Below are 22197 nucleotides of genomic sequence, written 5' to 3' on the forward strand. Positions count from 1 at the left end.
CCGGGCCGAACAGGAGTACCCGGTGAAACCCAGCATCGCGCCAGACCTGTTGAGCGGACTGCTCTCCGACGCTCCCGCACGGGTCCGCAAACGGCTCGACGCCGACCCCGCGAAGGCCGACACGTGGCAGTGGAACGACACCGGCGACGGCGTCACCGTGGACACCGGCAGTGAGACGGTGCGGCTGTCTGCGGGTCCCCTCACCACCGCGGACCAGGTCGGCTGCAGTTGCCTGCTGAGTCCGAGGTGCCTGCACCTGTTGGCCGTCGTCGGCTCGCTCCCGCTCACCGAGGCCGCCGAGACGACCGGCGAGGACGAGACGGCGACCGCTGCCGCACCGGAACCGGCGGCCGTGGTCACCCTGACACCGGAGCAGCGCGCCGCCGCCGCGTTGGCGTGGCAGACCGGCGTCGAACTCGCCGACACGGGTCTGGCCGCCGCGGGCACCGCCTTGAAGGCGTCACTGCTGCGAGCCGTGCACGCCTGCCGGGTGGCCGGGCTCCACCGGGTGGCCGCGGCGGGGGCGGCGCTGTCGAAGTCGGTCACCGACCTGGCCCACGACCACCCGCACTTCTCACTGCCGACGGCGGCGGCGCAACTGGCCGAGCTGCTGGACACGGCATGGCGGTTGTGCCACACCGACGCCGTCGACGCCGCCGTCATCGGTGTCGCGCGGCGCGGCTACCAACCGGCCGATCCGATGCGGCTGCACGGCGTGTGCGCCGTCCCGGTCGCGTCGCACACCGGTTACGGCGGTGTCGTCACGGTGCTGGCCGACGCGCGGCGCGGACTGGTGACCGTGTCCGACGTGATGCCCGACGGCGTACCGGCGACGGCGTACCGTGGCGCCGTCTCGATCGGCGGCCTCTCCGTCAGCCACCGGGACCTCGCCGGTGGAGTGCTGTACCTGCAGGACGCGACCGCGACCACCACCGGGCGGCTCGGCGGCGGCAAGGCCCGGGCGTCCGTGACCGGCACCTCCGACTGGGACGCCGAACCGCTCGCCGACCTGTGGCGCACACCGTTGCCGGCGCAACTCGACCGGGCGTTCACGGCCTTCTCACTACCGGCGGAGGACCGGCCTGAGGCCGCGGACCTGCTCTTCCTGGACGCGACCGTACACATGGGATCGTCGGGGCCGGCTCTGGTGACCGACGAGGGCACCGCCATGACGGCCGTCGCCGACAACACCGACCCCCGGGTCCAGTTCACGCAGAACCTGCGGCGGCTCGGCGCGATGCAGGGCCACCGGCTCCGGCTCGTCGCCCGGCTCCTCCCCGGCCGCTCCCGCCGGGTCGCCCCACTGGCGGTCCGCCTCGACGGCCGTGTCGTCCACCTGGGATTCGAGGACCTGCCGGGCGTGCGCCCCGTCGACCTGCCCGGCTCAGCCGTGGACGACACCGGTTCCCCGATCGAACCGATGCGGCTGATCCTGCAACGGATCGCGATGGGCGGCCGGGACTGCGCGGGTACCGTCGCCGCGGCGTCGACCCGGCGGGCCGCGGCGAGACTGCGGCAGCGGTTCATGCCGCACGCGGCCGGTGTCCTTGACAACCTCACCCGGTGCGCCCAGGCCGTGGAGCAGGACATGTTCGGCCGGACCCGTCCCACCGACCGGCCCGGATTCGCCACCGCCTGGGCGGCGGCCCACGGGTACCAGTCCGCCGCCGACCTCGCCCTGTCCCGGGCGACCTGGCAGGACGCCACACCGGACTGAGAGACCGTCTCGGTCCTGCGCTCCGGCCGCCGATCGCGATCCGACCGGCGGCCGGAGCGGAACGGTCGCGACCACGCGGCACCGCACGCCGGGGCCGCGACGCCGTCAGCGGCGCGGTGCGCGGCGCCGGGCGGGGTGGTCGAAGTACTCCGGGCGGGTCTTGCGGTGCAGCGCGTCCAACAACGCGGCGTTCTCGGCCCGGTAGTCCGCCAGCAGTCTCGGGAACGCCGACTCCACCTCCCGGCAGAACTGCACCTCGTGCAGGGTCCGCACCGTGCGGGGTGCCAGGGTCACGTCCCAGTGCGTCCAACCGACGGTCGCGACCGTCACCCACCCGTTGTCGGACTCGCCGGTCGCCTCGATGCGGGCGCGCCTCTCGAAGAACTCCCGCTGTTCCGGGCTGCGGGGCTCCTCGTAGGCCGCCGCCGAGGACTCGCCCAGCGCCTCCTTGCGGGCGATCAGGCTGGCCCGGCGACGCCCGACCCACAGCAGGCGCGCCACGGCGGCCACCTGGTGAGCCAGCGAACCGTCCGCGTACGAGCGGTACGACTCCGGGACGAACGACAGTTCCAACCGGGTGCGGTCGGTCAACCGGGCCCGGATGTTTCTGTCGGGCGAGTGGACCTTCAGGTCGAGCCGGTCCATCATGCTCGCGTATACCGACATCTCGCATCCTCCTTCGGAAGTGGCACCGCGCGGTGGGCGGTGGTCCGGCGGCCCGGGGCGGCACGACGCCGCCCCGGGTGGGGTCAGGCCGGCGGGTGGTAGCCGTCCACGTAGTCGTCGTCGAGGCCGCCTTCGCCGCCCTGGTAGCCGATGGGGGAGCCACCCCGGGCGTCCAGCACCTCGGGGCCGACGATCTTCGCGCGCACCTGCCCGAACTTCTCCGTCAAGGTCTCCACGGTGGACTGGATGGTGTCCTCGCGTCCGTCGCGGGCGGTCTTGATCGACTCGGCGGCGCTCTGGATGTCGAAGAACAACCAGTACGCGCCCTCGCCCGACAGGTCGTACTTGGTCGGCTCCTCCGGTTCGCTCGCGCCGAGGATGGACGCCGCGCCCGAGGTGGCCGCCGCGACGATCGGCCACGCGGTGGTGGCGCCGACACCCGCCGCCGCCACACCGACGACCGCGGCGACGACGGTCACGAACGCCTCGGCGGTACCGCCGGGGCTCAGGTCGTCGCCCATTCCGGCCGCCTCCAACGCCTTGTCCACCAGTTCCTCGACGTCGGCACGGGCACGGGCGTGGACGGCGCGGTGGGCCTCCATCGTCACCTGGAGGCTGTTGATCATCCAACGCTGGTTGACGACCGCCTGGCCGGGACCGACGTAGAACTTGGCGAAGTTCTCCTCGAACGCGGTCGCGGACGCGCCGCTCCAACCGGGGTCGCCGGGTGTGCCGTCACCGGCGACCGTGTCGAGTGCCTTCTGCACGTAGTCGGTGACCCGGCTCGCCGCCGAGGTGTCGGGGTTGACCTCCTCGACGGCCTCGTCGTGGAGCTGGTCGGCCCCCAGCCGCAGGGACGCCGCCGAGTAGGCGGTGATCGCCGCGTCGAAGGAGGCCGGATCGACACTCACCAGGTCGGTCAGCACCTCGGTGAGGTGGTCGGTGGACAGGTAGGGCTGGGAGGGGTCGCCCCCGGAGCCCTCCTCGCTGATGGCGCCGTCGCCGTCGCGCAGCTTCTGCATCAGCTCGGATATCTTGCCGTTGAGCCGTTCGATGTAGCCGTCACCGGACACCGAGGCGAGTACGTCGTCGATGGGATCCAGACCGCTCATCGTCAGCTCCCGTCCGACCAGCCGTCGCGGCCGAGCTCGGGTATCTCCTTGAGCCCGGTCCTGGTGAGGAGGCGCGACGTCACACCGTCGCGTTCGGCGAGTTCCCACGCGAGGAGCCGTAGGACGTCACCCGCGTCGGAGATGTTCTGGCCGGCGTCCTTGAGGATGGACGCGGCGGCGCTGTTGGCCGCCGACCAGTAGGTCTCGCCGGCCGGGGCGTACACGCCGGCCACATCGGTGCGGGAGGTCTCGTAGCATCCCGCGGCCGTGGGCAGGTGGCTCGCACCCGCCTCGTGAATCAGCGCCAGTTGCGCGACGAGTTCCGCCATCGCGATCGCCTTTCGGAAGGGTGGTACCCGGACTGTCATCGGATGGGCACGCCGGGTCGGTTCACCGGGACGCTATCCGGCGGCGACAAACCGGCGGGTAACCGAAATGGACATTCGCGCGGAATTCGGGTCAAAGGCGTTACCGCTGGTCATGGCCGGGTTATGGATCAGGGAACGCCTCGCGCGTGCCGGGAGCGCTCCCGGCACGCGGAGACGGCCACGGGCGGCCCGCCGACGTTCCCTCCGCCCGGTGCCTGCCACCACCGGCGCGGTCGTGGCGGCATTATGGACCGCCCCGCCCCCGGCTCCGTCCGAAGCCGGGGGACACTCACGCCATTCCGGCCGTCGACGCCCCGACGCCACCACCGCCCGCGCAAGACGCCCCCGCCTGGAGGCGGTGCCGGCTCCGGGGGGCCGACGCCTCACTCGGGGATCGGTGGGGGCGGCGGTGTGCCTCGGCTCCAGATCACCTCCAGCGTCTGGGTGGCGAACCGCCAGCCGTCGGCGGTGCGGACCAGGTCGCCGGTGAACCTGTCCCCCACGACGAACAGTTCGCCGTGCTCGGCGGCGAAACCGGGGTGATGGACGTGGGTGTTGTAGGTGTTCCAGCGCGCGAATGCGCGATCACCGTCGATCCGGATCTCGTGATCGGTGGTGAGCACGTGCACGGCCGCGAACATCCCGGTCGCGTCACGCAGCGACCGGCCGACGAGTTCGATCCCCTCCAACACCGCGAACGGGTACTCGACCCGCACGTCCGGTGTGAAGTACGACCGTTCCCAATCGGGGCCGAGCCGTTCCGGGTGACCGTTGGCGGCCTCGACCTCTCGGTAGAACCGGCTGATCAACTCGGAGATCTCGACCCGGTCAGCCAGTTCACGCATCAGTACGTCGGTCATCGCCGGACTCTAACCCCCACGGCCGACGGTTCCCCGGTGCCGCCGCGTCACACCAGGTGGCCGAGCCGGGAACCGTCCTCGGGGTCGAACACCAGCGCGTCGTGCGGGTCGAAGGTCACCCGCAGCCGCGAACCCTCCCGGGCGCGGGACCGGGCGTCGATCTGGGCGACGAGCTGAGCGGTACCGAACCGGTCCCGGCCGCCGGTCACGTCGGCGACCGACTTCAGGTGCTCCGACACCGGCGGCTCGTCCAGGTTGAAGTAGGCGAGTTTGCTGGCTCCCAACGACTCGACGATGTCCACGGTGTCGTCGAAGCCGAGCCGGCCCTCGTCACCGGTGAACTCGGCGTCCTCGAACGCCTCAGGCCGCAGCCCGACGATGACCTCCCGCTCGGTGTCGTGCGCCGCCATGTCGCGCTGCACCTCGTCCCCGAGCCGGAGCGCGCCTATCGCGGTCTGCACCCGCCCCTCCACGACCCGTCCCGGCAGGAAGTTCATCGTCGGGGAACCGATGAACCCCGCGACGAACAGGTTCGCCGGACGTTCGTACAGGTCCTCGGGTGAACCGATCTGCTGTGCCACGCCGTCGCGCAGCACGACGATCCGGTCCCCGAGCGTCATCGCCTCGGTCTGGTCGTGGGTGACGTACACGGTGGTGGTGGCGAGGCTCTTCTGCAACCGGGATATCGACGTGCGCATCTGGGCGCGCAGCTTGGCATCCAGGTTGGACAGCGGCTCGTCCATGAGGAACGCCTGCGGCTCCCGGACGATCGCCCTGCCCATCGCGACCCGCTGCCGCTGCCCGCCGGACAGTTCACCGGGCCGACGGTCGAGGAAGCCGTCCAGTTCCAGGATCTCGGCGGCGTGCCCGACCTTCTCCCGGATCTCGTTCTTAGGCGTCCTGGCGATCGTCAACGGGAACGCGATGTTCTCCCGCACGGTCATGTGCGGGTACAGCGCGTAGGACTGGAACACCATCGCGATGTTGCGGTTCTGCGGCGCGGTGTCGTTCATGCGTTCGCCGCCGATGCGCAGTTCACCGGAGGTGATGTCCTCCAGGCCGGCGATCATGTTCAGGATCGTGGACTTACCGCACCCGGACGGACCCACCAGGATCAGGAACTCCTCGTCGGCGATGGTCAGGTCTATCTCCCGGATCACCGGGTCACCCTTGCGGTAGGACTTGGAGACCTTGTCCAGCACGATCTCGGCCACGGTTCACCCCTTCACCGCACCGGCCGTCAGGCCGCTGACGATGCGTCGTTGGAATATCAGTACGAAGATCACGATCGGGATGGTGACGATCACCGCCGCCGCCGACACCGAACCGGTCGGGTCGGCGAACTGCGACGAACCGGTGAAGAACGAGATCGCGGCGGGGGCGGTACGGCTGCGTTCGGTGGACGTCAACGAGATCGCGAACAGGAAGTCGTTCCAGCTCTGGATGAACGCCAGGACCGCCGCCGTCACCACGCCCGGCGTCGCCAACGGCACGATCACCTTCCGGAACGCCTGGAACGAGGAGGCGCCGTCCATCTTGGCGGCCTTCTCCAGCTCCCACGGGATCTCCCGGAAGAACGTGGACATGGTGTAGATCGTCAACGGCAGCGCGAAGGTCACGTACGGCAGGATCAGGCCGGGCCAGGTGTTGAACAGGCCGAGTGAGCGTTCGATGTTGAACAGCGGCGTCACGAGCGACACCTGCGGGAACATCGCCACCAGCAGGGCCGCGCCGAGCATCAGGTTGCGGCCGGGGAAGTCGAGGCGGGCGATGGCGTAGGCCGCGAAGGTGCCCAGGACGATCGCGATGAGCGTCGCGGACAGCGCGATCCCGATCGAGTTGACCAACGGTCGCAGGAACGCGCCGTCGGTGAACACGTTCACGTAGTTCTCGAAGGTCCAGCTACTGGGGAGGAAGTTCCCGTCGCCGATGGTCGCCGGGTCCTTCAGGGACAGGCTGGTCAGCCACAGCACCGGGATCAGCGCGAACGCGACGACCACGACGTCCAGCACGGTCCACTGTATCCTCTTACCGGTCATCGCCGTCCTCCCGATCCCGGGGCGCCGGTGTTGAGCAGTTTCACGAAGACGAACGCGATGATCGCGACGGTGATGAAGATCAGCACGGACATGGTGGAGCCGATGCCCAGGTTGAGGCCGCTGACCAGGTTCGTGTACGTCAGGATCGACACCGAGCCGGTGTCCTGGGCGCCGTTGGTGAGGATGTAGATGTTGTCGTAGATGCGGAACGCGTCGAGGGTGCGGAACAGCAGCGCCACCGCGATCGCCGGGCGCATCAGCGGCAGGGTGATCCTGACGAAGCGCTTCCAGCGGCCCGCGCCGTCCATGGCGGCGGCACGGTGCAGTTCGTCGGGGACCAGGGCGAGACCCGCCAACAGCAGCAGCGCCATGAACGGCGTCGTCTTCCACACCTCGGCGAGGATGATGATGAACAGCGCCGGCCAGTGCTCCGTCAACGGGGCGCTGCCCTCGGGAAGCATCCCGGCCAGCCAACCGGTACCGGGCGTCCACGCGTAGAACCAGCCGAACGCGGCGACCACCGTGACGATGCCGTACGGGATGAGGACCACCGTGCGGATCAGGCCGCGCCCCACCAGAGTGCGGTGCATGACGACGGCGAGACCCATGCCCAGGACGAGTTCGATCGCGACGCTGACGACCGTGATGAACACCGTCACGAAGAACGCGTCCCACCAGAACTGGTTGGTCAGGACGGTGGCGTAGTTCTCGAAACCGACCCAGCCCTGTTCGTCGGGGAACCGCAGGTCGTACCGCTTGAACGACAGCATGACCGAGTACGCGATCGGGTAGGCGGCCACCAACAGCATGAACACCACCGCCGGAGCGCACAACAGCCAGCCGAGCCGCCGTTCCGCGGACTTGACGTCGCCCTTGGCCGTCACGGAAGCACCCCCCTCGATTCCAGTGCCTGCACCAGTTGGTCCCGCATCGCCTGCGCGGTCGGCTCCGGGTCGATCGACGCGGGCGGCGACAGCAACGCCGAGGTCACGGTGGAGACGTTCTGGTAGACCGGGGTCACCGGTCGGGGCGCGGCCGTCTCCAACGCCGCCAGGATCGCGTCGCGCATCGGGTACGCCTCCGCCATCTGCGGGTCGTCGTACACCGACTCGATCGTCGGCGGGAGCCCGTCGTTGACCGCCGCCATCAACTGGCTCTCCTCGTCGCGCAGGCACAACGCCGCGTCGAACGAGGCCGCCTTGTTGGCGGAGTAGCTGCTGATGCCGAAGTTCGCGCCGCCCAGCGGCGACCGGCCGGGGCCGTCGATCCCGGGATAGGGCGCCCATTCGAAGTCCTCGGCGATACCCGGTTCGTTGGCGACCATGGACGCGTACACGAACGGCCAGTTCACCTGGGCGAACGCCACACCGCTCTCCATGGCCAGCCGCGCCTGGTCCTCCTGGGTGTTCGACAACGAGGGGTCGGCGGCGGCCGAACGGGAGAAGTCCCTGATCTCCTCCATGGCGGTGACGGCCGGCTCGCCGAGTTCCACCTTGTCACCGGCCTCGTTGAGGATCGATCCGCCGGCGCTCTCGATCATGCTGTTGAACCACACGACCAGGCCCTCGTACTGGGCGCCGGTCACCTCCACGTAGTGGGGGCGGTCCTCGGCGGCCAGCCGTTCGGCGGTGTCGATCAGCTCCCGCCACGTCTCGGCGGGTTCGGGCATGAGGTCGGAGCGGTACCAGAGCAGTTGGACATTGGTGTTGTAGGGCGCGGCGTACAGTTCGCCCTCGTAGGTGGCCGTCTTGAGTGGCGCCTCCAGGACGCCCTCCTCGGCCTGCCGCCGCAGGTCGTCGGGCCACGGTTCGATCCATTCGGCACTGGCCAGTTCGGCGGTCCAGGTGACGTCGAGGCCGAGAACGTCCATGCCCTCGTCGCCGGCGGCGAGTCGCCGCACCAGTTGCTCCCGCTGCGAGTCGGCGTCGCGGGGCAGCGTGTTGAGGACGATCCGGTATTCGCCGTCGGCGAGTTCGTTGCAGCGTTCGACGATCTTGCCCAGGTTCTCCTGCGGCGCGTTGTAGAGGTTGACGACGACACCGCCGCCCTCACCGCCGCATCCGGTGAGCAGACCGGCCAGCCCGGCGGCGGCGATTCCACCGCACACCAGTCGGGACATTCGCGACCGTCGTTTCCCAGACACATCGGGACGATAAGCCGGTCGGAGTGCGCGGCGACGCGTTTTCGGGATATTCCCGGCCCTGGAGTACTCAGACCGCGGCGGTGCTGCCGCGTACCACCAGTTCACCCGGGATGGGCACGACCTGGTCGAACGGGCCGTCCAACGCCATGCGCAACGCCCGGCCGCCCATGTCGGACAGTGGCAGCCGGACGGTCGTCAGCGGGGGGTGGAGGTCGGCCGCGAGCGGCACGTCGTCGAAGCCGACGACCGAGACGTCCCCGGGGATGGAGACCCCGGCCTCGCGCAGGGCGGTACAGAAACCGCCCGCCATCACGTCCGAGGAGACGAACACGGCGGTGGAGTCCCGCCCGGACTCGCAGAACCGGCGTCCGGCGGCGTAACCGCCGTCGCGGCTGAAGTCGGTGGCGATGACGGCCACGTCCGCGCCGGGCGGAAGCGCCGCCGCGAAGCCCTCGCGGCGTTCCGCGACCACCTTCAGGGTCTCGGGACCGGCGACGACGGTGAACCGCCGGTGACCGAGCGAGGCGAGATGTTCGGCCAGCACTCCGGCACCCTCCCGGTTCTGCGGGTAGAGGCAGCCGCCGGGCAGGCCCGGTTGTCCGATGGAGACGACTCCGGCACCGGACTCGCGGGAGGTGGCGAGCGCGGCGGCGAGCCGGTCCTCCGCGTCGGCGAGGGTGGTACGGGAACCGACCACTATGGTGGCGCGGGGCCGGAAGCCGCGCAGCGAGGCCAGTTGGGCGATCTCCGCGTCGGGGTCGATGCCGGTCTCGCCGATGACCATCTGCACGCCGCGTTCACCGGCGGCGACCAGGGCGCCCTGGGCGATGAGCGCGAAGTACGGGTCGGTGACGTCGTGCAGGAGCATGGCGACGACCGAGGACGTGTTGCGGGCGAGTCCCTGGGCCTGCACGTTGGGCGCGTACCGCAGCTCCTCGGCGACCTTGCGCACCTTCTCGGCGAGCGCGGCGCTCACCTTGTGGGGGGAGCCGTTGAGGACTCGGGAGGCGGTGGCGACCGATACCTGGGCGCGGGCGGCGACGTCGGCCAGTGTGGTGGGGCGGGTGTGATCCACGTATCGCAGATTACCCGAGACGTTCCACTCGCATACCGTCCGTATTGGCAGATCAGCGCCGCCGGTCGGTGGGGCGCGACACCGGTTCGGCCCCGGCGCGCCCACCACCCCGGTATGCGGTTGCCAAGGGGTAGGCTGCCAACCATGTACCAGGCGGGCTTCTCCACTCTTGGATTCCCCGGGCGTCCCGTCCCGGAGGTGCTGGACGTCGCCACCAGGCACGGCGCGGACCTGGTGCAACTGCGGATCGCCGAGGACGAACCGGTGAACCCGGGGCTCTCGTCACGGGGACGCGCCGAGGTGGCCTCCCGGTTCGGGGACGCCGGGGTGGCGGTCGGGGCGCTCGCGACATACGTCCGACTGTCCGATCCGGACCTGCTGGAGCCGCTGCACACCCACCTGGAACTCGCGGTCGACCTCGGAGCGCCCGCGTTGCGGCTGTTCCCCGGCGACACCGAGCCCGAGGTCGCGGCCGACCGGCTCGCGGCGGCGGTGGACGCCGCCGAGGGCAGCGGTGTCCGGTTGACGGTGGAGACACACGACGCCTTCCTCTCCGGAACGGCGATCGCCCGGTTGCTCGCGGGCGTCACCGGACGGGCCGGCGCGGTCTGGGACCTCCTGCACACCTGGCGGTCCGGTGAGAAGCCCGCCGACAGCGCGGCACTGTTGGGGCCGTACCTGGCCGAGTTCCAGATCAAGGACGTCTCGTCGGCGGAGGACCGCAGGCCGCTGGTGCCGGGCACCGGCGTGCTGCCCATCCGGGAGACGGTGGCCCTGGTGCGCGGCAACGGTTTCACCGGTCCGATCGTGTTCGAGCACGAGGCGCGGTGGTACGCCGACGCCGCGCCGTTCGAGGAGTCGCTGGCGGCGGCGCTGCGGCTCGCCCGGGGCGAGTGACCCGCCCTCCCACCGGAGCCGGGCGAGTCGGCGTCTCACCCCCGACCCCCACGCCGATGCCGGGCGACTTTGCCGGAATCGAAGGACGGGAACGGGTTTCACGTTTACCGTGGCGGGATGATCAGGAAGACGCACGTCATAATCGACTGCCCCGACACGACGTCCCTCGCCCGGTTCTACGCCGACCTGCTGGGCGGCGAGATCGGTGACACCGACAGCGAGTGGATCACGGTGACCACGCCGACCGTACGTCTCGGTTTCCAGCGGGTCGAGGACTACCGCGCACCCGAGTGGCCGGGCCAGCAGATCCCCCAACAGCTCCACCTGGACTTCGAAGTGGACGACTTCCAGGCGGAGGGCGACCGGGCCGTCGGCCTGGGCGCCCGGCACCTGGAGGACCACCTCGGCGACGACGGCACCGGCTTCGTCGTGTACCTGGACCCCGCCGGACACCCGTTCTGCCTGGTGAGCGGCTGACGCCGTCCGGTTACTCCGAGTTGCTAACATCGATGTTACTAACATTGATGTGAGCATTTTCGGAGAGCAATGCTATCCAAACCCAGCCGCCTGTTCGGCCGCGAAAGAGAGTGGCACGCGCTGGCCCGCTTCGCCACGCGCGCATCCCGACAACCACAGCTGGGAGTCGTCAGCGGACGCCGCCGGCAGGGCAAGACCTTCCTGTTGCAGTCGCTGACCGAGGCCGCCGGCGGTTTCTACTTCGGCGCCACTCAGTCCACCGAGACGGAGTCCCTCCGGTTGTTCGCCACCGCACTCGGCGACTTCCTGGGGGAACCGGTGGGCCGATTCACCGACTGGGACACGGCCGTCCGGTTCCTCTACGCCCGTCTACCCGCCAGAACGCACCTGGTCGTGATCGACGAGTTCTCCTACTTGACCGACGCGTCACCCCAGCTGCCGTCGATACTCCAACACGCGGTCGACCGGGCGGTGTTCGAGGAGACACCCCTGTCGATCCTGCTGTGCGGTTCGGCGATGTCGGTCATGGGCGGCATCCTCTCAGGCAACGCGCCACTTCGCGGACGGGCGAATCTGGAACTGGTCATCCGCCCCTTCGACTATCGCGAGGCGGCCGCCTTCCTCGGTATAACCGAGCCGATCACGGCCTTGAAGACCCACAGTGTGCTCGGAGGCACGCCCGCCTACCGCGGTTTCATCGCAGGCGATCTCCCCGACGGGCCGGACGACTTCTCCGACTGGGTGTGCCGTACCGTCCTCGACCCCACCATTCCGCTGTGCCGAGAGGCACGTTACCTCCTCGAGGAGGAGACCCGGGTACCCGATGCGGCCCTCTACCACTCGATACTGGCGGCGGTCGCGGCGGGCAATCACACGGCCGGGGGCATCGCCGGTTACGTGGGTCGCAGAGCGCACGAGCTCGCCAGACAACTCACGGTCCTCGAAGACTGCCAGTTGTTGTCGAAAGAGCCCGACGTCTTCCGTCGCGGTCGGCCACGTTACCGGATAGTCGAGCCCCTGATGGCCTTCTACAACGTGGTGATGCGGCCGCAATGGGCGCTTGTGGAGAGCGGGCGCGCCGAGCTGGTGTGGGGTAACGCCGGATCGCGGTTCCACAGCCAGATCCTCGGACCACACCTGGAAACCCTCTGCCGTGACTTCGCGCTGCTTCGTGACCATCGGGGCGAACCGGCGGGCGTCGTCGGTTCCGGTGTCGTCGCAGACCACAACCGGCGCCGCCAGATCGAGATCGACGTGGCGGTCTTCGCTCCGGAGGAACCGGGACGACCTCGCCGACTCCTGTCCATCGGAGAGGCGAAGTGGGGCGAGACGATGGGCGGACGTCAGGTGGCGCGATTGACAAGGGCGCGGGAACTGTTGGGAGACATGGGTATCGATGTCACCGACTGCCGCCTGGCCTGTTACGCCGCGGCGGGTTTCGAGGCGGCGGTCGAGGCGGATCCCGAGATCGACACCGTGTCGGTGGCCGACCTGTACCGCGCGGAGACGGTGTGACGGGGTCGTGCGCCGGGTGGTGGTTCGCCGGGCGTTCACCCGGCGGTCGCCGCGCCGGCATCCGCCGGTAACCCCGGCTCGGCCGTCCGGGGATAGGTTGAGCGCCCAACCGTACCGGTGCGGGCCCCCGACCCCAGGAGACGACGGCATGACGGCACCCCGCTTCCGTGAACGGCCCGGCCGGCGGTGGGCGACACGGGTCCTGCTCACCGGAACGCTGCTCGTCGCTCCGGCCGGTTGTGGCGGTCGCGCGGAGTTCGTGGACCCGGCGCCCCCGATGCCCGAGGGGGCGGCGCAGGAGTTCTTCGACGACCTCCCCTACGACTTCTGGGCCTCGGCGGAGGAGGTCTGTCCGAGCGAGGACGCGCTGCGGTCCGTGTTCCCCGGCTTCCCCGCGTTCGACGAGATCGACCTCACGGCGAGCAGCGGCGCCGTGGACGAGGCCGTCGAGTTCGCCGACGCCGGTGTCGGCGGGGACGAGGTGCTACACGCCGCCAGCGCCGTGAGCTGCGTGTACCAGTGGGACATGGACGCTTTCATCATCAACTTCTACGTCTTCGCCTTCGGCGCCGACGCCGCCGACGACTACTCCGGGCGCGTCCACCCCACTCCCCACGCGGCACCCGGGTGGGACACGTCCTCCTACGACTTCGCCGAGGACGTCGAGGACTACGACGAGCCCGAGGACGTCTACGACTGGATCGCGGTGACGGCCCTCAGTGGACACGTTTCGGCCAACGCGAGCGGCAACGTGTACAACGACGGCGCCGACGAGGCCCAGACCGTCGCCGCGGTGTTCTCGCTCCTGGACCGGGGCCTGGCCGGGGTGCGCGAGTAGCCGCCGGCCCCCGGACACACTGATGCCGGGACCCCCTGGCGGGAGCCCCGGCATGTGCCGGATCAGTGCTCGGTCACCTCAGGCGTTCAGGAAACCGATGTTGAGCAGTTTGTTGGGTGTGCCGGTCCCCGGGTCGGGGACGACGTCGGACAGCGCGTTGTCGACCAGGGCGGCGGACACGTCGGCCGGGGTGGCCGAGGTGTTCTCACCCAGGTAGAGCGCGGCGGCCCCGGCGACGTGCGGGGACGCCATCGAGGTGCCCGAGATGGTGTCGGTGCCGCCGTCGAGCCAGGTCGAGGTGATGTCCACGCCCGGCGCGATGATGTCCACACAGGTGCCGATGTTGGAGAACGACGCGAGGGCGTCGGTGTCGTCGCTGGCGGCGACGGTGATGGCCGACGGGGCCGATGCCGGCGAGGATCCGCAGGCGTCCGCACCCGAGTCGTTGCCCGCGGCGACCGCGTAGGTCACGCCCGCGGCCACCGAGGCCTCCACGGCGTCGTTGACGGCCTGGTCCTGCGGACCTCCGAGGCTCATGTTGGCGACGGCGGGGGCGGTGTGGTTCTCGGTGACCCACTCGATGCCCGCGATGACGCCCTCATAGCTGCCGGATCCGTTGCAGTCCAGTACCCGGACGCCGACGATGTCGACGCTCTTGGCGAGGCCGTGGGCCTCACCGCCGATGGTGCCCGCCACGTGGGTGCCGTGGCCCTGGCAGTCGGTCGCGTCCTCGTCACCGTCCACGGTGTCCACACCGCTGGTCGCCCGTCCCCCGAAGTCGGGGTGGTCCATGGCGACGCCGGTGTCGATGACGTACGCCGTCACGCCCGACCCGGCGGAGTCCGGGTAGGTGTAGGCGGCGTCGCCGGTGGCGGTGTCCTGGTCGACCCGGTCCAGCCCCCATGACGGCGGGCTGTCCTGTGTGGCGGCGATCGTCATGACCGCGTTCTGCTGCACGTACGCCACCGAGGGGTCGGCGGCCAGTGCACGTGCCTCGTCCTCGGACAGGTTCGCCGAGAAGCCGTTGATGGTGTCGAAGGTCTGACGGACCTTCCCGTCGTACTCGGACGCGATACCGGCCGCCGTCTTCGCCGAGGCGGAGACCCCGTCGTTCAGGACGACGATGTACTCCCCCGCGATGGCGTCCGGGTTCTCGGCGCCGATCACGGTGCCCTCGGCGTGTGCCGGGGCGGCTGCCAGTATCGCCGAGGCGATCGCGACGGATCCCGCCGCTCCGAGGGCGACCATGCGCCCCGTCTTGTTGATTCTCATGCGGTCTTCTCTCTCGTTGGGGTGGGCGGGCTGCTGCGGTGCCGTGCCTCAGCGTCCCTGTGGGTGTCGCGTCGCGACCTCCGTGGCGCCACCGAAGTAGTCGGCACCGCCGCCCGGCCGAAAGAAGCCGGCCCTCCCGGGGCTGGTCGCCCCGTCGAGGCCGTATGCGAACCGTATGTGCTGGATTTAGGCATGTAAAGAGCTCTTTCCCAAATAGTTCCTAAGGGGCGACGGCCGTCGCGGTCGTTACCGTGCGTTCTCGCAGGCAGGCTACCGATTGGTAGGTAACGGAAAAGAAACAAATTTATAATGTGGACAAATGGGCGGAATCGTCTCCGCGCGAACACTTTCCGTGACGCCGGGCGCGGGCACACGGCGACGCCCGGCCGGATGGTTCCGGCCGGGCGTCTGGGAAGGGAAGGGTGAAGCGATCGGGCTACAGCGTGATCGACCACTTGTTCAACGTGCCGGAGTCACCCGAGTAGTAGTCGATGACCCGCAGCGTCCACGTGCCGTTGCCGGCCTCGGAGGACAGGTTCACCGGGAAGGTGGCCTTGACGTTGTCCGCGCCGTCGAAGATGTTCTGGGTCTTCAACACGTACTGCGTGCCGTCCGGGGCGATCAGGACGATGCGCAGGTCACCGCGGTAGGTGTGGTTGATGTCCACGGTCACCGAGCTGCTGGCGGAGGCGTTGCGGCCACAGCTCACCGCGACGGTGGAGTTCACCGTGGCGGTGTCCGGCAGCGCCCGCGCCGTGTTGTTCGCGCCGGCGCAGTTACCGCCGGTGCCACCGACGGTCAGCGAGTAGCTGGCCGTGCGGGTCACCGAACCGGTCGCGGTCACCGTGATCGTGTAGGTGCCGGACGCGGCGCTGCTGGACGCCGTCAGCGTCAGCGTCGCCGAACCACCGGTGGTCACACTGGACGGACTGACCGAGGCGGTCACCCCCGCGGGCGCACCGGAGGTCGACAGGCTGACCGTCTGGGCGCTGCCCGAGGTGGTCTGGGTCGACACGGTGGCCGTGGTCGAGCCACCCGGCTGCACGGTACCCGAGGTCGGGGACACCGAGACCGAGAAGTTGTCGGTCGGCGGCGTGCCGTCGTTCAGGTAGCTGATGTTCAGCAGCAGGTTGGGGCTGCCGCTACCCGGGTTGGAGATGACACCGCTGGTGGCGTTGCCGACGAGGGCGGCACCGACCTGGGCCGGGGTGTCACCGGGGTTCTCACCCAGGTGCAGGGCGGCGGCGCCGGCGACGTGCGGCGACGCCATCGAGGTGCCCGAGATGGTGTTGGTGCCACCGTTCAGCCACGCCGAGGTGATGCTCACGCCGGGCGCGAAGATGTCCACGCAGGAACCGATGTTCGAGAACGACGCGCGGGCGTCGTTGCTCTGAGTGGCACCCACCGTCAGCGCGTCCGGTGTGGAGCCGGGCGAACCGTTGCAGGCGTTGGCGCCGTTGTCGTTACCGGCTGCCAGGGCGTAGGTGACACCGGCGTCGATCGAGGCCGAGACCGCGTCGTTGACGGCCTGGCTGAAGCCGCCGCCGAGGCTCATGTTGGCCGCGGCGGGCAGCTGGGCGTTGGCGGTGACCCAGTCCACGCCGGCGATGACGCCTTCGTAGGTGCCGGAACCGGAGCAGTTCAGCACCCGGACGGCGACCATGTCGGCGTTCTTGGCGACGCCGTACTGGGTGCCGCCGACGGTGCCGGCGACGTGGGTGCCGTGGCCCTGGCAGTCCTCGGCGTTGTTGTCGTTGTCGACGGTGTCGGCACCGCTGGACATCCGGCCTCCGAAGTCCGGGTGATCCAGGTCGGCGCCGGTGTCGATGACGTAGACGGTGACTCCGCTACCCGCCGAGTCGGGGTAGGTGTAGGAGTTGTCCAGCGGCAGGTTCGCCTGGTCGATCCGGTCCAGGCCCCACGAAGGCGGGTTGTTCTGGGTCGCGGCGATACTCACCGTGCCGTCCTGGGCCACGTACTCGACCGCCGGGTCGGCGGCGAGCTTCAACGCGTCGGCCTCGTCCATCCGGACCGAGAAGCCGTTGATCGAGCCGAACGTGCGCTTGATCTGTCCGTCGTAGGCGGCCGCCAGGCCGTCGGCCTGGGTCCTCACGCCGTCCTTGAGCGCGACGATGTAGCTGCCTTCGATCGAGTTGGGGAGGTCGGCGTCGAGAATGACCCCTTCGGCCTGTGCCGGGGTGGCACCCAGACTCAGTGCCGCCAGTGCCGCGGTGGCGGATACGCCCACCACGGCCGACAGCCGCCTTGTCCATCGTTGTGTCATGTGTCTCGCTCCCTGTGGGATACGGGGCGGCTCGGTCAGACTGTGCCGGAATCCGGCCGGGCCGCGAGAGGTTCGCTTCCGGGCGAGAAGCGCGGTTCGAGGGCACGAACCGCATTGAGCGTATTGAACTATTCTCATGTTGTAAATAGATTCACGCCCATCAATTTAATGATCATTAAAGCACGCAGAGTTCCGCGCCGCAGGTCAGCCGGGGGTCGAATCGAGGCCGGCCGCGAACCACAGTGGAGTCGTGACGACACGGTCGCGCAGGTGCGGCCGCACGCGGGCGCCGCCCACGACGATCCCGCGACGACGCCGGGTCGACAAGGGATAGTCGTGGGGAGGTCCCGAGCCCACTGAACGGCCCGGGACACGCGAAGAGCCGCCCGGCTTCACGGCCGGGCGGCTCTCAGACGACGTCGGTGTGGAACCGGCGCCGCATCACATGGTCAGCGACCAGCTGTTCAGCGTGCCGGTGTCACCCCGGTAGTGGTCCCGGACGACCAGCGTCCAGTCACCGGTGGCGGTCTCGCCGCTCAGGTCCACCGGGAAGGTGGCCTTCACGTCGTCCGCGCTGTCACTCACGCTCGCCGCCTTCAACCTGAACTTGGTGCCGTCGGGCGACACCAGGGTGATCGACAGGTCGCCGCGGTAGGTGTGGGTGATGTCCACCGTCACCTCGGCCGCGCCGGCCGACTCACAGGACAACGCCAGCACGGACTCCACGGTGGAGCGGTCCGCGATCGCGGTGGCGGAGTCACTGGTGGCCTCGCAGTCGCCGGGGCCGGGCTCGCCCGGTCCGCCGCCGCCGTTGAGGTAGCCGATGTTCAGCAGCTTGTTCGGGCTGCCGGAACCGGGGTTGCCGACCGCGCCGTCCACGGCGTTGTCCACCAGGGCGGTACCGACCTCGGCCGGGGTGGCGCTCGGGTTCTCACCCAGGTGCAGCGCCGCCGCGCCCGCCACGTGCGGGGAGGCCATCGAGGTGCCGGAGATGGTGCTCTCACCGCCGTTCAGCCACGCGGAGGTGATTCCCTCGCCGGGGGCGAAGACGTCCACGCAGGAACCGATGTTGGAGAACGACGAGCGGGCGTCGCTGCTGTTGGTCGAGCCGACCGTCAGCGCCTCCGGGGTCGATCCCGGCGAGCCGCCACAGGCGTCCGAGCCGTAGTCGTTACCGGCCGCCAGGGCGTAGGTGACACCCGAGGCGATCGAGGCGGCCACGGCGTCGTTCACGGCCTGGCTGAAGCCGCCGCCGAGGCTCATGTTGGCGACCGCGGGCTGCTGTGCGTTGGCGGTCACCCACTCCACACCGGCGATGACACCGTCGTAGGTGCCGGAACCGTTACAGTCGAGCACCCGCACCGCGACCATGTCCACCGACTTGGCGACGCCGTACTCGGTGCCGCCGACGGTACCGGCCACGTGGGTGCCGTGGCCCTGGCAGTCCTCGGCGTCGTCGTCGTTGTCGACGGTGTCGGCACCGCTGGTCATCCGGCCACCGAAGTCGGGGTGGTCGAGGTCCGCACCGGTGTCGATGATGTACGCGGTCACGCCGCTACCCGCCGAGTCGGGGTAGGTGTAGGAGTCGTCCAGCGGCAGCGAGTCCTGGTCGATCCGGTCCAGGCCCCACGAAGGCGGGTTGGACTGGGTACCGGCGATGCTCACCGTGCCGTTCTGCTCCACGTAGTCCACCGACGGATCGGCGGCCAGTGCCCTGGCCTCGTCCGCCGACATCTCCAGCAGGAAGCCGTTGAACGCGGGGAAGCGGGCGGCGACGTCGGTCTCGTAGGAGGCCAGGACACCTTCGCCGGTGGCCGTCGTGACGACGTCCTTCAGCTTGACGATGTACTCGCCGTCGATGGCGTTCGGGGCGTCCGCGCCGAGGACGGTGCCCTCGGCATGTGCCGGGGCGGCGCCCAGGGTCACCGCGGCGATGGCGGCCGTCGCCGCCACACCGACCGCCGCGGCCAGTCGTGTTCGTTTGGTCATATGTGCCTTCTCCCTCGAAGGGTTACAAGGGCACGGCCGACCACCGCCCGGGAGGGACGTGTGTGCCGGTCACGCCACTTGACGCTCGGGTAGAGCGGGGCTCGCGGGCACGAGCTTGCCGGGGAGAGTATGCGAATCGGATTCGCTTGTAAAGGCATGGAAATGGCTCGAAGCCTCAGTGGACCGCGGGAGACCGCCGCCGAATTGGGGTCAACACAGGACATATACGGCCGTATCGACACGGCCGGACAGTGGCGGGCATCACAGTATTCGCCCGCGCCGGCGAGCAAAACGTTTTTACGATTCTCCACCGCCGCCCCGGGGACCGCACACGACGACGGGGCGCGCGCGGACACCCGCACACACCCCGTCGTGACGAACGTGGATCAGCTCTCCTCGGGCTGCGGCTCCGGTTCCACCGTGACACCCTCGGCCAGCGAACCGTCGGTCGACGTCACCGTCCCGACCGTGATCTCACCCTGCACCAGCGCCTGCTTGCTGAGCGTCCCGATGTCCAGCTTCTTGAACTGTCCGAACTGGATGCCGTACGTCTCCTCCAGGCCGAGCTGGCAGTACGGCCGGTCCGGGCACTCCGCCGGACCGCCCAGGATGCTGGCCTTGCCACTGCACTTCTCCGCGAACTCGCTCAACGTCGAGATGCCGTGCTCCTCCGCGAACGCCGTGGTCACCGCGTACGCGTTGGTGTCCTGCGCCTCGGACGGCTCGCCGACGGTCAGACCCGCCTCGGTCGCCCACGGCTCCAGCATGGCCATCGTCTCGGCGATGTCACTGGACGCCACCGGCGCGGTGTCGGGACCGGCGTCGGGGTTCAGGAACTCGGTCAACGACGCCGCGTACTCCGGCATCACCTGGAACTGGCCGTCGCGCAGCGCCGTGAGGTACGCCTCCCGGTTACCCACCGCCTGAAGCTCCACTTCGAACCCGGCGGCCTCCAGGGCACCGGCGTACACGTTCGCGAGCGTCTCGCTCTCGGAGTAGTCGGCGTGGCCGACGATCAGCTCGCCCGAGCCACCGGAGAGCCCTTCGGCGGCACCGGACTCGATCAGGAAACCCTCCGCCGCGTCGGCCGGCGTCACCCGGTCCACGTCCACGGACTTGTTCAACTCGATCAGGGTGTCGGTGGTCAACACCGCCGACACCGCGTTCACCGCCGCCAACGCGGCGTCGTCCGCCGCGTCGGAGTGGAACACCGGCAGGACGTTCTCCGACGCCTGCAACTGCTTGTCGTCTTCGAGCGCCACCAGGGTGTCACCGGCGATCGGTTCGCAACCTTCGCCCGTGACGTCCTCCGGCGCCGTCGTGCCCGATGAACCCGGGTCACCGCAGGCTGCCAGCGTCAACGCCAGCAGTCCCATCACCGGTAGCGCGGTCATCCTCTTCATGGTTTTGGGGGCCATGCCCCCACCGTACGGGGTCACACCGACGAACGGAACGAGTATCCGCGTCTTCACACCCGCCCCGGCGCGCGCCGCCGATACGATGCGCCGCCCGGGATGTCGCGCCCGGAGCGCTACCGGCCGACCGCCGTCCGCAGTGCACGCGGTGTGGCGTACTTCTCGGCCAGCCCCAGCAGCCCCTCCACGACCAACGCGAGGGCCGCGATCAACAGGCCGCCCGCCAGGATCTCGCCCGCGCCCACCGCGATCGTCTTGCCGAAACCACGCGCGATGATCTCACCCAGGCCACCGCCGTTGAACAACGCCGCCAGGCTCGCCGTCGCCACCACCTGCACCGCCGCGGTACGGAACCCGCCCGCCAGGTGCGGCACCGCCAGCGGCAACTCCACCCGCAGCATCAGCTGCGACTTCGACAGTCCCATCCCGATCGCGGCGTCCCGCACACCGGCGTCCACCTCGCGGACCCCCGTGTACGCCGTCGCCAACAGCGGAGGCACCGCGAACACCGCCAACGGGATGATCACCGACCACGAACTGAACCCCAGGGCCGTGAGCGGGAAGATGCTCAACAACGCGATCGTCGGAATCGCCCTGGTCAGGTTGGAGACCGTCACTGTGGCGACACCGCCACGACCGGAGTGACCGAGCCACAACCCGATCGGCCAGGCAACCACGCATCCCAGCAGCACCGCCAGCGCCGACAGGTACAGGTGCTGCCACAGCAACACCAGCACGCCGTCCGGATTCGTCCAGTTCAGCGGGTCGTTGAGCCACTGGAAGGCCGCCGCGAACGGGTTCACGCCCGCCTCCTCGTCCACGGTGTCAGCATGCGCGCCGCCAACGCCAGGGCCGCCTCACACAGCAACGCCAGGAGCACGCACATCACCGTCGCCGTCATGATCTGCGGCTTGTACAGGTTGTTCCGGAAACCGCTGACGATCAACTGGCCGAGGCCGCCGTGCCCGACGACGGAACCGACCGTCACCAGCGCCACCGTCGAGACCGTCGCGATCCGCAGGCCGGTCATGATGCTCGGCAACGCCAGGGGCAACTCCACCCTGGCCAGGAGCTGCCGCCTGCTGTAACCCATGCCGCCCGCCGCGTCGATGACCTCCACCGGCACCTGCCGCAGTCCCGTCAGGGTGGCGCGCACCAGGATCAGCAGGGCGTACATGACCAGGCCGAACACCACCGTCTCGGAGGAGAGGCCCAGGTAGGGCGTCAACAGCGCGAACACCGCCAGCGACGGGATCGTGTACATGACGCCCGACGCCGACAGGATCGTCGTCGCCGCCAACCGCGACCGGGCCGCCACTATCCCCAGTGGAATCGCGATGGCCGCCGCGATCACCACCGACACCGCCGTCAACTGCACGTGCTCCCACAGCGCGTCGAGCAGGGACTCGTAGTTCGACTCGACATAGGACCACGAGAACCACGGGTTCGCCGAGTCGTCGAATGGGCTCGCGACAGACACCCCGTCACCGTACCGGCTGGACGGCCGGACCGCACCCCGGGCGATACCCC

General features: G+C 69.6%; 20 protein-coding genes. 5 read left to right on the forward strand and 15 right to left on the reverse strand.

Annotated features, from left to right (window positions below; translation table 11 throughout):
• Nucleotides 1-22 precede the first annotated feature (22 nt).
• A complete protein-coding gene (locus LX16_RS20930; protein ID WP_147141896.1) occupies nucleotides 23-1717 on the forward strand; it encodes a hypothetical protein in 1695 nt (564 codons plus the stop codon).
• Between the two features lie 105 nt (nucleotides 1718-1822).
• On the opposite strand, the gene LX16_RS20935 is transcribed toward LX16_RS20930, so the two are convergent.
• From LX16_RS20935 to LX16_RS20975, 9 genes are all read right to left on the reverse strand, one after another.
• Entirely contained in the window at nucleotides 1823-2383 is a 561-nt protein-coding gene (locus tag LX16_RS20935; protein ID WP_147141899.1) for a hypothetical protein, read from the reverse strand.
• Between the two features lie 83 nt (nucleotides 2384-2466).
• Nucleotides 2467-3495 carry a hypothetical protein gene (locus LX16_RS20940; protein ID WP_147141903.1) on the reverse strand — a complete coding sequence of 343 codons (1029 nt, stop codon included), beginning with the start codon at nucleotides 3493-3495 and terminating at the stop codon, nucleotides 2467-2469.
• A gap of 2 nt (nucleotides 3496-3497) precedes the next feature.
• The gene (locus tag LX16_RS20945) at nucleotides 3498-3824 is read right to left on the reverse strand and encodes a hypothetical protein (RefSeq protein ID WP_147141906.1); all 327 of its coding nucleotides are present in this window, start codon (nucleotides 3822-3824) and stop codon (nucleotides 3498-3500) included.
• Between the two features lie 422 nt (nucleotides 3825-4246).
• Nucleotides 4247-4723, reverse strand: a complete 477-nt coding sequence (locus tag LX16_RS20950; RefSeq protein ID WP_147141909.1) for a nuclear transport factor 2 family protein — start codon at nucleotides 4721-4723, stop codon at nucleotides 4247-4249.
• Between the two features lie 47 nt (nucleotides 4724-4770).
• The gene (locus tag LX16_RS20955) at nucleotides 4771-5937 is read right to left on the reverse strand and encodes an ABC transporter ATP-binding protein (RefSeq protein WP_147141912.1); all 1167 of its coding nucleotides are present in this window, start codon (nucleotides 5935-5937) and stop codon (nucleotides 4771-4773) included.
• Nucleotides 5938-5940: 3 nt separating this feature from the next.
• Complete coding sequence (locus LX16_RS20960; RefSeq protein WP_147141913.1) at nucleotides 5941-6762, reverse strand: carbohydrate ABC transporter permease; 822 nt, start codon at nucleotides 6760-6762, stop codon at nucleotides 5941-5943.
• A complete protein-coding gene (locus tag LX16_RS20965) occupies nucleotides 6759-7664 on the reverse strand; it encodes a carbohydrate ABC transporter permease (protein ID WP_170283882.1) in 906 nt (301 codons plus the stop codon). The genes LX16_RS20960 and LX16_RS20965 overlap by 4 nt, the downstream gene beginning before the upstream one ends.
• Nucleotides 7643-8881, reverse strand: coding sequence for an ABC transporter substrate-binding protein (locus LX16_RS20970; protein WP_147141917.1), 1239 nt, complete (start codon nucleotides 8879-8881; stop codon nucleotides 7643-7645). The genes LX16_RS20965 and LX16_RS20970 overlap by 22 nt, the downstream gene beginning before the upstream one ends.
• Before the next feature lie 91 nt (nucleotides 8882-8972).
• Nucleotides 8973-9980, reverse strand: a complete 1008-nt coding sequence (locus tag LX16_RS20975) for a LacI family DNA-binding transcriptional regulator (protein WP_158645673.1) — start codon at nucleotides 9978-9980, stop codon at nucleotides 8973-8975.
• Between the two features lie 144 nt (nucleotides 9981-10124).
• Here LX16_RS20975 and LX16_RS20980 point away from each other — a divergent pair, with 144 nt between their 5' ends.
• The 4 genes from LX16_RS20980 (at nucleotide 10125) to LX16_RS20995 (ending at nucleotide 13707) form a co-directional block, all read left to right on the forward strand.
• Nucleotides 10125-10877, forward strand: coding sequence for a sugar phosphate isomerase/epimerase family protein (locus LX16_RS20980; protein WP_158645674.1), 753 nt, complete (start codon nucleotides 10125-10127; stop codon nucleotides 10875-10877).
• Nucleotides 10878-10994: 117 nt separating this feature from the next.
• Nucleotides 10995-11354 (forward strand): VOC family protein, encoded by a 360-nt coding sequence (locus LX16_RS20985; protein WP_147141926.1) that lies wholly within the window; start codon nucleotides 10995-10997, stop codon nucleotides 11352-11354.
• A gap of 69 nt (nucleotides 11355-11423) precedes the next feature.
• A complete protein-coding gene (locus tag LX16_RS20990) occupies nucleotides 11424-12869 on the forward strand; it encodes an AAA family ATPase (protein ID WP_147141928.1) in 1446 nt (481 codons plus the stop codon).
• 148 nt (nucleotides 12870-13017) lie between these two features.
• Complete coding sequence (locus tag LX16_RS20995) at nucleotides 13018-13707, forward strand: hypothetical protein (protein WP_147141931.1); 690 nt, start codon at nucleotides 13018-13020, stop codon at nucleotides 13705-13707.
• Between the two features lie 78 nt (nucleotides 13708-13785).
• Here LX16_RS20995 and LX16_RS21000 read toward each other — a convergent pair whose 3' ends face one another.
• The 6 genes from LX16_RS21000 to LX16_RS21025 all read right to left on the reverse strand — a co-directional run bounded on the left by LX16_RS21000 (nucleotide 13786) and on the right by LX16_RS21025 (nucleotide 22147).
• Nucleotides 13786-14979 (reverse strand): S8 family peptidase, encoded by a 1194-nt coding sequence (locus LX16_RS21000; RefSeq protein ID WP_211354660.1) that lies wholly within the window; start codon nucleotides 14977-14979, stop codon nucleotides 13786-13788.
• A gap of 436 nt (nucleotides 14980-15415) precedes the next feature.
• Nucleotides 15416-17263 carry a S8 family peptidase gene (locus LX16_RS21005; RefSeq protein ID WP_147141934.1) on the reverse strand — a complete coding sequence of 616 codons (1848 nt, stop codon included), beginning with the start codon at nucleotides 17261-17263 and terminating at the stop codon, nucleotides 15416-15418.
• 441 nt (nucleotides 17264-17704) lie between these two features.
• Nucleotides 17705-19252 (reverse strand): S8 family peptidase, encoded by a 1548-nt coding sequence (locus LX16_RS21010; RefSeq protein ID WP_147141937.1) that lies wholly within the window; start codon nucleotides 19250-19252, stop codon nucleotides 17705-17707.
• Between the two features lie 386 nt (nucleotides 19253-19638).
• Nucleotides 19639-20670 carry a glycine betaine ABC transporter substrate-binding protein gene (locus LX16_RS21015; protein ID WP_211354661.1) on the reverse strand — a complete coding sequence of 344 codons (1032 nt, stop codon included), beginning with the start codon at nucleotides 20668-20670 and terminating at the stop codon, nucleotides 19639-19641.
• Between the two features lie 113 nt (nucleotides 20671-20783).
• Complete coding sequence (locus LX16_RS21020) at nucleotides 20784-21470, reverse strand: ABC transporter permease (RefSeq protein WP_147142114.1); 687 nt, start codon at nucleotides 21468-21470, stop codon at nucleotides 20784-20786.
• Nucleotides 21467-22147 carry an ABC transporter permease gene (locus LX16_RS21025; protein ID WP_211354662.1) on the reverse strand — a complete coding sequence of 227 codons (681 nt, stop codon included), beginning with the start codon at nucleotides 22145-22147 and terminating at the stop codon, nucleotides 21467-21469. Before LX16_RS21025 ends, LX16_RS21020 begins: the two co-directional genes overlap by 4 nt.
• Between the last annotated feature and the right edge of the window lie 50 nt (nucleotides 22148-22197).

The sequence above is a fragment of the Stackebrandtia albiflava genome, from assembly GCF_007994225.1.
GTDB classification, from domain to species: Bacteria; Actinomycetota; Actinomycetes; order Mycobacteriales; family Micromonosporaceae; genus Stackebrandtia; species Stackebrandtia albiflava.